13 protein-coding genes are annotated in these 11,145 nt (G+C 64.2%); 5 read left to right on the forward strand and 8 right to left on the reverse strand.

Annotated elements, in window-relative coordinates; translation table 11 throughout:
• The 4 genes from ACR65W_RS09700 to rplK all read right to left on the reverse strand — a co-directional run bounded on the left by ACR65W_RS09700 (nt 1) and on the right by rplK (nt 5,354).
• Nucleotides 1–2,988 (reverse strand): 2-oxoglutarate dehydrogenase E1 component, encoded by a 2,988-nt coding sequence (locus ACR65W_RS09700; protein ID WP_434499683.1) that lies wholly within the window; start codon nt 2,986–2,988, stop codon nt 1–3.
• 68 nt (nt 2,989–3,056) lie between these two features.
• Nucleotides 3,057–3,941 (reverse strand): succinate--CoA ligase subunit alpha, encoded by an 885-nt coding sequence (sucD, locus tag ACR65W_RS09705; protein ID WP_175093938.1) that lies wholly within the window; start codon nt 3,939–3,941, stop codon nt 3,057–3,059.
• A 257-nt stretch (nt 3,942–4,198) separates the two neighbouring features.
• Complete coding sequence (rplA, locus tag ACR65W_RS09710; RefSeq protein WP_434499684.1) at nt 4,199–4,903, reverse strand: 50S ribosomal protein L1; 705 nt, start codon at nt 4,901–4,903, stop codon at nt 4,199–4,201.
• Between the two features lie 4 nt (nt 4,904–4,907).
• Nucleotides 4,908–5,354 carry a 50S ribosomal protein L11 gene (gene rplK, locus ACR65W_RS09715; RefSeq protein ID WP_196401094.1) on the reverse strand — a complete coding sequence of 149 codons (447 nt, stop codon included), beginning with the start codon at nt 5,352–5,354 and terminating at the stop codon, nt 4,908–4,910.
• Between the two features lie 311 nt (nt 5,355–5,665).
• Here rplK and ACR65W_RS09720 point away from each other — a divergent pair, with 311 nt between their 5' ends.
• The gene (locus ACR65W_RS09720; RefSeq protein WP_434499685.1) at nt 5,666–6,388 is read left to right on the forward strand and encodes an SDR family NAD(P)-dependent oxidoreductase; all 723 of its coding nucleotides are present in this window, start codon (nt 5,666–5,668) and stop codon (nt 6,386–6,388) included.
• A gap of 76 nt (nt 6,389–6,464) precedes the next feature.
• Here the strand turns inward: ACR65W_RS09720 and ACR65W_RS09725 are convergent, their stop codons facing one another.
• Nucleotides 6,465–6,812: a hypothetical protein gene (locus ACR65W_RS09725; RefSeq protein ID WP_434499686.1), complete on the reverse strand. Its 348-nt coding sequence runs from the start codon at nt 6,810–6,812 to the stop codon at nt 6,465–6,467.
• A gap of 99 nt (nt 6,813–6,911) precedes the next feature.
• On the opposite strand from ACR65W_RS09725, the gene ACR65W_RS09730 reads away from it, so the two are divergent.
• Complete coding sequence (locus tag ACR65W_RS09730) at nt 6,912–7,172, forward strand: hypothetical protein (protein WP_434499687.1); 261 nt, start codon at nt 6,912–6,914, stop codon at nt 7,170–7,172.
• 3 nt (nt 7,173–7,175) lie between these two features.
• Here ACR65W_RS09730 and nusG read toward each other — a convergent pair whose 3' ends face one another.
• The 3 genes from nusG to ACR65W_RS09745 form a co-directional block, all read right to left on the reverse strand.
• On the reverse strand, nt 7,176–7,706 hold the full coding sequence (gene nusG, locus ACR65W_RS09735) for a transcription termination/antitermination protein NusG (RefSeq protein ID WP_018406586.1): 531 nt from the start codon (nt 7,704–7,706) through the stop codon (nt 7,176–7,178).
• A gap of 24 nt (nt 7,707–7,730) precedes the next feature.
• A complete protein-coding gene (gene secE, locus ACR65W_RS09740; protein WP_014891463.1) occupies nt 7,731–7,922 on the reverse strand; it encodes a preprotein translocase subunit SecE in 192 nt (63 codons plus the stop codon).
• Between the two features lie 186 nt (nt 7,923–8,108).
• Complete coding sequence (locus ACR65W_RS09745) at nt 8,109–9,308, reverse strand: DUF2235 domain-containing protein (protein ID WP_434499688.1); 1,200 nt, start codon at nt 9,306–9,308, stop codon at nt 8,109–8,111.
• A gap of 163 nt (nt 9,309–9,471) precedes the next feature.
• Here ACR65W_RS09745 and ACR65W_RS09750 point away from each other — a divergent pair, with 163 nt between their 5' ends.
• The 3 genes from ACR65W_RS09750 (at nt 9,472) to ACR65W_RS09760 (ending at nt 11,114) form a co-directional block, all read left to right on the forward strand.
• Nucleotides 9,472–9,813 (forward strand): hypothetical protein, encoded by a 342-nt coding sequence (locus tag ACR65W_RS09750; protein ID WP_434499689.1) that lies wholly within the window; start codon nt 9,472–9,474, stop codon nt 9,811–9,813.
• A 162-nt stretch (nt 9,814–9,975) separates the two neighbouring features.
• Complete coding sequence (locus ACR65W_RS09755) at nt 9,976–10,278, forward strand: cupredoxin domain-containing protein (protein WP_434499690.1); 303 nt, start codon at nt 9,976–9,978, stop codon at nt 10,276–10,278.
• A gap of 2 nt (nt 10,279–10,280) precedes the next feature.
• Nucleotides 10,281–11,114, forward strand: a complete 834-nt coding sequence (locus tag ACR65W_RS09760) for an FTR1 family iron permease (RefSeq protein ID WP_434499691.1) — start codon at nt 10,281–10,283, stop codon at nt 11,112–11,114.
• Nucleotides 11,115–11,145 lie beyond the last annotated feature (31 nt).

An 11,145-nucleotide genomic window follows, 5' to 3' on the forward strand; every position in this document is an offset into this window, starting at 1 on the left:
TTACGGCGCGAACGCTTCCTCCAGGAATAATTTCAGCTGTGCGAGGTGCCGGGACATGGTGCCCGTGGCCGTCGACGCCGAGGCGGTGCGTCCAATGTAGCGGGCGCGCTTCGACTTGCCGCCGATCTGCGTCAGCACCCATTCGAGATAGGATTCGACGAAGGACCAGGCGCCCATATTTTTGGGCTCTTCCTGGCACCACACGACGTCGGCGTTCCTGAAGCGCCCGAGCGCCGCGACGAGGCCTTTGAGCGGAAAAGGATAGAGCTGCTCGACCCGCAGCAGATACACGTCGTCGACGCCGCGTTTCTCGCGTTCGTCCAGGAGATCGTAATAGACCTTGCCCGAACACAAAATGACGCGGCGAATGTTTTCGTCGGCTTTGAGGATGAACGTCTCGTTCGGCGCCGTTTCGGCGTCGTCGAGCAGCAGCCGCTGAAAGCTCGACGCCATGCCCATCTCGCCGAGCCGCGACACCGCCCGTTTGTGCCGCAGCAGCGATTTCGGGGTCATCAGCACCAGCGGCTTGCGGAAGCTTCTGTGCAGCTGACGGCGAAGGATATGGAAGTAGTTCGCGGGCGTCGTGCAATTGGCCACCTGCATATTGTCTTCGGCGCACAGCTGCAGATAGCGCTCGAGCCGCGCGGAGGAATGTTCCGGACCTTGGCCTTCGTAGCCATGCGGCAAGAGGCAGACGAGTCCCGACATGCGCAGCCACTTGCGCTCGGCCGATGAAATGAACTGGTCGAAGACGACTTGCGCGCCATTGGCGAAATCGCCGAATTGCGCCTCCCACAACACCAGCGCGTCGGGCTCGGCCAGCGAATAGCCATATTCGAAGCCGAGCACCGCCTCTTCGGAAAGCATCGAGTTGACGACTTCGTAGCGGCCCTGGCCTTCGGCGATGTGATTGAAGGGCAAATAACGCGCCTCGTTCTCCTGATCGATGAGCACGCTGTGACGTTGCGAAAAAGTGCCGCGCTCGCTGTCCTGCCCGGAGAGCCGCACATTGTAGCCTTCATAGAGCAGCGAACTGATCGCCAGCGCTTCGGCCGTCGCCCAGTCGATCGGCCCGCCATGTTCGATGGCCGCCTTCCGATTGTCGAGAAAACGCTGGATCGTGCGGTGGGCGTGAAAATCGGCCGGCGTCGACGTGATCTCGGCGCCGATGTGCTGCAGCGTCTCGAGCGCCACGCCGGTCTGTCCGCGACGCTCGTTCTCCGAGAGTTGCCAGCCGGATTTTTTCCCCGCCCAGCGGCCGTCGAGCCAATCCGCCTTGTTGGGCTTGTAGCTTTGGCCCGATTCGAACTCTTCGTTGAGGCGCGTGCGCCAGTCTTCCTTCATGCGATCGACGTCGTCGCGAGTCGTCACGCCTTCCGCGATCAGACGGTCCGCATAAATATCGAGCGCCGTGCGGTGCGCCCGGATCTTCTTATACATCAGCGGCTGGGTGAATCCCGGCTCGTCGCCCTCATTATGGCCGAAGCGGCGATAGCACCACATGTCGATGACGACGGGTTTTTGGAACTGCTGACGGAATTCGGCGGCGACGCGCGCCGCGAAGACGACCGCCTCCGGGTCGTCGCCATTCACGTGAAGAATCGGCGCTTCGACCATCTTCGCCACGTCGGATGGATAGGGCGAGGACCGCGAGTAACGCGGATAGGTGGTGAAGCCGATCTGATTGTTGATGATGAAATGCACCGAACCGCCGGTGCGATGGCCCTTGAGGCCGGAAAGGCCGAAACATTCCGCCACGACGCCCTGGCCGGCGAAGGCCGCGTCGCCGTGGATGAGCAGCGGCATCACCGCGCGGCGGTCGCCGTCTGCGCAATGATATTGGTCCTGCTTGGCGCGCACTTTGCCGAGCACGACCGGATCGACGATCTCGAGATGCGACGGATTGGCGGTGAGCGAGAGATGCACCTTGTTGTCGTCGAACACGCGATCCGATGACGCGCCGAGGTGATATTTGACGTCGCCGGAGCCTTCGACTTCGTCCGGCAGGAAGGAGCCGCCCTTGAATTCGTGAAAGAGGGCGCGGTGGGGCTTGCCCATCACCTGGGAGAGCAGGTTGAGGCGGCCGCGATGCGCCATGCCGAGCACGATCTGCTTCACGCCGAGCGCGCCGCCGCGCTTGATGATCTGCTCCAGCGCCGGAACAATGGATTCAGCGCCGTCGAGGCCGAAGCGCTTGGTGCCGGTGTATTTGACGTCCAGGAACTTCTCGAAACCTTCCGCCTCGAGGAGCTTGTTCAGAATCGCGCGCTTGCCTTCCGGCGTGAAGACGATCTCCTTCTTCGGCCCTTCGATGCGCGCCTGCAGCCAGGCCTTCTCCTCCGGATTGGAGATATGCATGAATTCGAAGCCGATCGTCCCGCAATAGGTGCGGCGCAGGATCGTGACCATTTCAAAGAGCGTGGCGTATCGCATCCCCAACACGCCATCGAGGAAGATTTTGCGCTCGTAGTCCTCGTCGGTGAACCCGTAGGTCTGCGGATTGAGTTCGCCGTGATCGTAGCGCTGCTCCAATCCGAGCGGATCGAGATTGGCGTGCAGATGGCCGCGCATGCGATAGGCGCGGATCATCATCAGGGCGCGGACGGAATCGCGCGTCGCCCGCAACACGTCGTCGCCGCCGGGCGTCGGCGCGGGGACGGCAACTGGCGATTTAACAGGCGCCGGCGCCTCGCCGATGATCGCGCTCACCCACTCGCCGTTTTGCGGCTGCGGCCAGTCGCGTCGCGCCCAGCTCGGGCCGTCGGCGACGGCCTTCTCTTGCGGTCTGACCCCCATCTCGGCGAAGAAATTGCGCCAGTCGGCGCTGACCGAGGAGGGATCGGCCTCATAGGACGCCAGCAGGCTCTCCAGATAGCCGGCGTTCGCGCCCTGCAGAAAGGATGTCGAAGCGAGAAAGTCATTTTGCGGCGAGCGCGCGCCCACCGGCGCGGCGGGTCCGGCGCCGCCATTGGTTTCAAAACGCGCCATCTCAATCTTTCCCAAAAGCGCCGGCGCTCAAAGCCGCCGACGACTTTCGAAGCGATGACGGGCCAGCGCTAGCCCTTCAGCGCTTCGACCAAGGTCTTTCCCAGCCTCGCAGGCGAGGGCGACACTTTGATGCCCGCCGACTCCATGGCCGCGATTTTACTTTCGGCGTCGCCTTTGCCGCCCGAGACGATCGCGCCGGCGTGGCCCATGCGGCGGCCGGGAGGCGCGGTGCGGCCCGCGATGAACCCGACCACCGGCTTCTTGCGGCCGCGCTTCGCTTCGTCTTTCAAGAATTGGGCCGCGTCTTCCTCCGCCGCCCCGCCGATCTCGCCGATCATGATGATGGACTTAGTTGCCTCGTCCGCGAGAAACAACTCCAGCACTTCAATAAAATCCGTGCCTTTGACGGGATCGCCGCCGATGCCGACCGCCGTCGTCTGACCTAGGCCTTCGCGCGTCGTCTGGAACACCGCCTCATAGGTGAGCGTGCCGGAGCGCGACACGACGCCGACCGAGCCGGGCGAGAAAATATTGCCGGGCATGATGCCGATCTTGCTCTCGCCGGCGGTGACGACGCCGGGGCAGTTGGGACCGATCAGCCGGGACTTCGAGCCGCAAAGCGCGCGCTTGACGCGGATCATGTCCTGAACGGGGACGCCCTCGGTGATGCAGACGATCAGCGGGATCTCCGCCTCGATCGCCTCGCAGATGGCGTCGGCGGCGCCCGGCGGCGGCACATAGACCACGGAGGCGTCGGCGCCGGTCTTTTCGCGCGCCTCGAGAACCGTGTCGAAGACCGGAAGATCGAGATGGATCGAGCCGCCTTTGCCGGGTGAGACGCCGCCGACCATTTTGGTGCCGTAGTCGAGGGCCTGGACGGAGTGGAAGGTGGCGGTTTTGCCGGTGAAGCCTTGGGTGATGACTTTGGTGTTCTTGTCGATCAGCACGGACATGAAGCGCAAATCCCGAAAGCAAGCGAAAACGGCGCGCGCGCCTTTGAATGAAGCGAAAAACCGGAGCCGCCGCCCGTCGTCGCCCGCGCGGAACCTATTGACAAAAGCTCAGCCGCACAAGGCGGGGAGCGACGCCTGCGACAGGCCGCCGCGTCGCGTTCTCGCCGTCTGTTTTGGCGCGGCGAGTCTTTACGTTGGATGAACCAAAACAAAAAGCCGGCGGTTTCCCGCCGGCTTTTTTGTCGAAAGGACTTCGCTCAGTGCGGGGCTGCGCCCAGGCTCGACACGTCGACCTTCACGCCCGGCCCCTGGGTGGAGCTGAGCGCGATGCGCTGAATGTAGGTGCCCTTGGCGCCCTGCGGCTTCGCCTTGGCCACGGCGTCGACGAAGGCCTTGATGTTCTCGACGAGCTTGCCGTCGTCGAAAGAGGCCTTGCCGACGGTGCCCTGAACGATGCCGGCCTTCTCGACGCGAAACTCGACCGCGCCGCCCTTCGAGGCCTTGACCGCCCCGGCGACGTCCATCGTCACCGTGCCGACCTTCGGGTTCGGCATCAGACCGCGCGGGCCGAGCACCTTGCCGAGCCGCCCGACGAGCGGCATCATGTCCGGCGTCGCGATGCAGCGGTCGAAGTCGATCGTTCCGCCCTGCACCGTCGTCACGAGATCCTCCGCGCCGATGACGTCGGCGCCCGCCGCCTTGGCTTCGTCCGCCTTGGCGCCGCGCGCGAAGACCGCGACGCGCAGAACGCGGCCGGTGCCGTTCGGCAGATTGACGACGCCGCGCACCATCTGGTCGGCGTGTTTGGGGTCGACGCCGAGATTCATGGCGATCTCGACGGATTCGTCGAATTTCGCCTTGGCGCGCTCGCGCACCAGCTTCACGGCGTCGGTGATTGGATAGAGCTTGGTGCGTTCAATGCCCTCGCGGGACTTTGCAATACGTTTTCCGATGTGCGCCATGATCTTACTCCACCACCTCGAGGCCCATCGCGCGGGCGGAGCCGGCGATCATCGACATCGCGGATTCGATCGAGGCGCAGTTGAGATCGACGATCTTCTTTTCCGCGATGTCGCGGATCTGCGCCTGGGTGATCGTTCCGACGACGTTGCGGCCCGGCAATTTGGAGCCGGAAGCGGGCTTCTTGCCGATCTTGAGGCCCACCGCCTTCTTGAGGAAGAAGCTGACCGGCGGCTGCCTCATCTCGAAGGTGAAGGAGCGGTCCTGATAGGCGGTGATGACGACGGGGATCGGCGTCCCCTTCTCGATCTGTCCCGTCTTGGCGTTGAACGCCTTGCAGAACTCCATGATGTTGAGGCCGCGCTGGCCGAGCGCGGGACCGATCGGCGGCGACGGATTGGCCGCGCCGGCGGGCACTTGCAGTTTGATATAGCCGGCGATTTTCTTCGCCATTTGCTTTCTCCAACGATTGGCGCCCGCCGCGATTTTTCACGCGTCGGCGCCGGTTGCAGTTCGTGGTCCGGTCTGGAGCTCCCCGATGGCGTCAGGGCAGACCCGCCACGTATGATCTCCTCAGGCGGCGGGACCGCCCGAGGAATGGCGGTTCTTAGGGGAACGCGAGAGAAAGGGCAAGAACCAACCAAACGCCTGTCTTTTGCAAAAAACGCCCGTACCACGGAGTCTCGTTTTTTCGCGGATGACCAACGAACCAATGTTTGTTCGCCGCAAGACGGAACGACGGTCGGAGGGCGAAGCGCGTGAGCATGAGCATTGAGCCTGTTGTGATCATCACGGGCGCGTCGCGCGGCATCGGGCGGCGCCTGGCGCTGGACTGCGCCCGATACGGACTGGCGGTGGTGGTCAATTATCGATCGGACGAGGCGGCGGCGGCGGACGTGGTCGAAGAGATCCGCAGCGCGGACGGGCTTGCCTGCGCGATCCGGGCGGATGTGAGCGACGAACACGAGGCGCAGCGGCTGGTTGACGCGTGCATCGACCAATTCGGACGATTGGGTTGCGTCATCAACAATGCGGGCGCGGGCGTCATTCGAACGATCGACGCGTTGGACGGCGCCGCCTTCCAGCAGACATTGAACGCCAATCTCCTTTCGGCGTTCTATGTGTCGCGGGCCGCCATTCCCCATCTCAAGCAAAAAGGCGGGCGGCTCATCTTCATGTCATCCGGGGCGGCCCACATCGGCGGCAGGGTTTCCGCCGCCTATGCGGCGTCCAAGGCGGGCATGGAAGGGCTGATGCGTTATTACGCCCTCTATCTGCGCGATGATCGCATCACCGCGAACGCCATCGCGCCGCTGCTGATCGAGACCGACATGCTGGCCGGAATGGACCTGCCGCCGCCATCGGATCTGCCGTTGGGACGGATGGGACGTCCCGACGAAATCTGGCCGGCCGTGCGCATGATCATCGAAACGGAATATCTGACGGGACAGACGATCCATCTCAACGCCGGGCGGTATATGACGTAACGCGCGCCCAGCATTTCGACGCTTCGCCGACGACTCCCTGTCGGCGCTAGGCGAGCGCGTCGACCAGCGTGGGGCTTCAGTGCCCCTCGGGCGTGAGGCCCACATGCTCCTCAAGGCGGCGCAGGCGCTCCTCGAATTCGGTCAACAGCACGCCGTGGCCGATTTGCGAGGAATGATATTCCATCACCGAGCGGCGCAAACCGGAAATCTGGTCGCCAAGACGTTTTTCGAGCGCCATCATGTCGGAGGCCACGTCTGCGCGCAGCGAATGAATTTCGGACCGAAGCTCGGAGCGAACATCAGCAATATCGCTCTTCGTCGCCATCACTTTGCGAATATCCGACATTTCTTCGCGAAGGCCGTCCACCTTCCCGTCGATCTTGCGCAGCAGCGCCAGCGTGAAATTTTCGGGCTCGTCGCTCATCGCGGCTTCCATCGACTGCGGAAATGTGCCGACCCAACATAGCGCCGCATTGCGCCTTTGTCTCCGGCTTCCCACCTCCATCGAGGAAAGGAAGCCTGCATGTCAGATTACGCAAAGCGCCTCGCCTTCATGGCCGCCGGACTCGCGGCGATGATCTTCTCCAATTTATACATGGGAGAGACGCTGCTCGGCTGGGCTGGCCTGCTCGCGGGGATCGGGTTCTATTATTACGGATGGCGCGGCGTTTGCCCGGCGTGCCGAACGCAGCGTTGCGCCATGGCGCCCCCTGAGCGGAAAGATGCGCCCGCGGACGGCGGCGCCAAGGGAGAAAGCGGGCCGGATAGATCGCCCGCGCGTTAGGCCTTAAACCTTCTCGACCTGGGCGAACTCCAGCTCGACCGGAGTCGGCCGGCCGAAGATCGACACGGCGACCTTGAGGCGCGAACGCGCCTCGTCGATCTCCTCGACGAGGCCGTTGAAAGAGGCGAAGGGCCCGTCGGCGACGCGCACCGTCTCGCCCACCTCGAACATGATCGTCGGCTTTGGCCGCTCGACGCCATCGGCGACCTGGCCCTTGATGCGCAGCGCCTCTTCCTCGCTGATCGGCATCGGCTTGTTGTCGGCGCCGAGAAAGCCCGTGACCTTCGGCGTATTCTTGATGAGCGAGAACACCTGATCGGTGAGTTCGCATTTCACCAGCACATAGCCGGGGAAGAATTTGCGCTCGGCGGAGACCTTGCGTCCGCGACGCACTTCCATGACCTGTTCGGTCGGGACCAGAATCTCTTCGAATTGGTCGGCGAGTCCGCGCTGCGCCGCGCCCTCGCGTATCGCCTCGGCGACCTTCTTTTCGAAGTTCGAATAGGCGTGAACGATATACCAGCGCATGCTCATAGCGGCGCGACTAGCTCCAATTGTCTATTGACCGACGCCCAGCATCAGTCCGACGCCGAAACGCAGCGCCGAATCGACGACGACAAAAAACAGGCTTGCGAATAGCACCATCAGGATGACGAGGCCGGTCGTGATGAGCGTCTCGCGCCGCGAAGGCCAGGTGACCTTGCCCGCCTCGGCGCGGACTTCCTGTAGGAATTGAAACGGATTGACCATTCGGCTACCGGGCTGTGCGGGGGCGCGCGACCCGCCCCTCTGACTCGCGTCGCGAATGACTCGCGCCGCAAAACGATCGCGGCGCGGGACCTGCCGGCCGCGCGCCACGAATTCCAGCGCTTATAGCCTCTCGCCGCCACGCCGCCAAGCGGAAAAACGCTTGGGCGGGACGATCGAGCCGAAGGGTCACGCGCTGACTCGGGCGAGCGCCGCCAGCTCCGGCGGCAGCAGGTCCCGCTCTTCCGGCGTGATCGCGGCGATCTTCCCCGCAAGGTCGGGGCCAAGCCGCGTCATCGCCTCCTTCAGATTCGGAGGATCGTAGCGGGCGTCCGCCGCGCCATAGATATTGCAGCTGCGACTGAGCTTGGCGAGCACGCTCCAATGGACCTTTTCGTTGACCTGCTCCTCCCCGGGGTCCCCGCCGGCGCTGACAAGACTATTCGCCGGCGCCCCGGCCGGAAACATCTCGCGGCTGCGCGGAAAATTCCTGTCGATGGGAAATTTCTCGGCCGAGTCTGGAATGTCGCCGTCGATATTGGGCTTTAGCGTGCGCCGAATTGCGGCCGCGTCGAAGGAGAGCCCCGTCAGCGCCTGCGTGCGCGCGATCATCCAGATCAGCGCAATGTCGGACAGCCCCGATTCCGGATAGCCGCCGCCGACGTTGCAGTGGACGCCGGGAAACCAGTTCTGCTCGATGTTCGCGGGATGCGGCGCCCCCTTCTTCACCGTCCAGAAGGTCGGCGTAAATGGACGGCGGCGCTCGTCGACCCCGATCGCGTGCAGCGCGTGATCGACATGCGCGCCCAGCTGCGTATCCTCGAACCCGCCGAAAACCATCAGCGTGACATAGCGGCCGAGCGGGGCCAGTCCGCTGAACCCCGCGGGCACCCCATAGGAGCCGACGGTGTCGAACACGCCGAGCAGCTTGATGCGGTTGTTCGCCTGAATGTCGGGACCGCTCGGCGGCGCGCCCGACCGGGAGGCTTTTTTCGCGCTCTTGTTGGCGCGCGCGATGCCGAAGATGCTTTTGTCTCTGGTCTTTCGGATGCCGCAGTCGCCGATCAGGCCGGCCAAGGCGCGGGCGGCGTAGGCGCCGCGCGAAAATCCATAGATGTACAGCTCCTGATCGTCCTGATAGTTGTCGACGACCCAATTGTAGGCGTCCTGCACGATGGTCCGCAGGCCGAGGCCAGCGGCGCCGCCGACGATCTTGAATCCTTCGGCGCCGACGCCCGAGAAGTAGCGGACATTCTGTTCGACGCCGTCCGCGCCTTTCGGAGGGATGAGCTTTTCGGCGACTTTCTCGTCCCAGGACTTCTTGCAGATGCTGGTGAAATCGCGCGGCGTATTCCATGTGCCGTCGAGCAAGACAATGTTGCGAATCATTTTTCCTCCAACAGCTCAAGCAACTGCGGACAAAAGAGCGTCAGGGCGCATTGCGATGCTGACGCGGTTTGGCGGCGTCGGCAAGCGAAGAGGAAAATATTTGCCCAAGAAAGGCGCTCGCCGTTATGAGAGGCGAAACTTCAACCAAGCATTGGAGAAACGGATGCGCGCAGGTTTGCTTTTCTTGGCCGCATGCGCCGCGGCTGGCCTCGCCGGCTGCAACGCCGCGCGCCAACCGCAGATCGTTCCTCCCGGACCAGCGGGCCCGCCGCCGGCGCGGATGGGCGAAGCGCTTCCGCCGGACGCCCCGGGCTGCGCCGGCGCCGTCGCCCGCTATCGCTCCGTCATCGACAATGATCTCGCGATGGGACACGTCAACCGGAGCGTCCACGCCCAGATCTCGAATGAGATCGGCGAGGCGGCGTCGGCCTGCTCCAGCGGCCAGGACGGCCGCGCGCTGTCGCTGCTGCGCGCCTCGAAATCGCGGCATGGCTATCCAGGGTAAGGCGCGCGGCCCTGCGGCATCAGCTTGGAAGCGCTCCAGACTAGATTGATTGACCTCATGTTTTGGCCTTCTTACTTTCGATATGGACGCGGCGGGACCGTCGGCGCCCAGCGAACTCGGGAGATGCGGTTTTTGAAGCGCGACCATTTTGTGGGGGTCCTCGTGGCCTCGGTCTTGGGCATTTCCAGCGCCGCTGCGGCTGAGAACGCCTTCACGCTCACGATCAAGGATCACCGCTTCGAACCGGCCGAACTTCGCGTTCCAGCCAATCAGCCGGCGACGCTGACCGTGAAGAACCTCGACGCCACGCCCGAAGAGTTTGAAAGCAAGAGCCTGCGGATCGAGAAGGTGATCCCCGGCAACAGCGAGGCGACCTTCACGCTTCGGCCGCTGAAAGCCGGCCGCTACAAATTCGTCGGCGAGTTCCACGAGGACGCCGCCAAGGGCGAGGTCATCGCGGAATAGGCATGCTCGGCGCGCTCATCATCGTCTTTCGCGAGGCCATCGAGGCCGGCCTCATCGTTGGCATCGTTCTCGCCGTGACGCGCGGCGTCGCCGGCTCGCGCGGCTTCGTCGCCGCCGGCGTCGGGATCGGCGCGCTCGGCGCAATCGTCGTCGCCGCCTTCGCCGATCGACTCTCGCAAGCCTTCGCCGGCAGCGGCCAGGAACTCTTTAACGCCGCAATCCTCGCGGTCGCGGTCGTCATGCTCGTCTGGCACAACATCTGGATGGCGCAGCATGGGCGCGAGCTGGCGCAGAATCTTTCCGATGTCGGGCGGGCGGTCGCGCGCGGCGACGAGACGCTCTTCGCGCTGACCGCCGTCGTCGGACTGGCCGTGCTGCGCGAAGGCGCCGAGGTGGCGCTATTTCTTTACGGCATTCTCGCCTCGGGCGAATCCGGCTGGGACGTCTTCGCCGGGGGGCTCGCCGGACTGGCGCTCGGCGCGGTGACCAGCGTCGCGACATTCTATGGGCTCGTCGCAATCCCTCCGCGCCGCCTGTTCGCCGTAACGACATGGCTCATCACGCTGCTCGCCGCAGGCCTTGCGGCGCAATGCGTCGCTTTTCTGCAGCAGGCGGGCTTTGTGACGGCGCTCTCCGACACCGCCTGGGACAGTTCATGGCTATTGTCGGACAAGAGCATCGTCGGCCGGGTGCTGCACACGCTGATTGGCTACGCCGACCAGCCTTCCGGCATGCAGGTCGCGGTGTATCTCGCGACGCTCGCGGCCATCGTCGCCGCCACCAAGTTTTTCGCCGCGCGGCCGCCTTCGGCCTCGGTGCGCGCCCCCGCGGAATAGCGTCTGGCCGGTCGCGGCGATCGACCGCTGT

It is taken from the genome of Methylocystis sp., assembly GCF_051062815.1.
In the GTDB taxonomy this organism is placed as follows: Bacteria; Pseudomonadota; Alphaproteobacteria; order Rhizobiales; family Beijerinckiaceae; genus Methylocystis.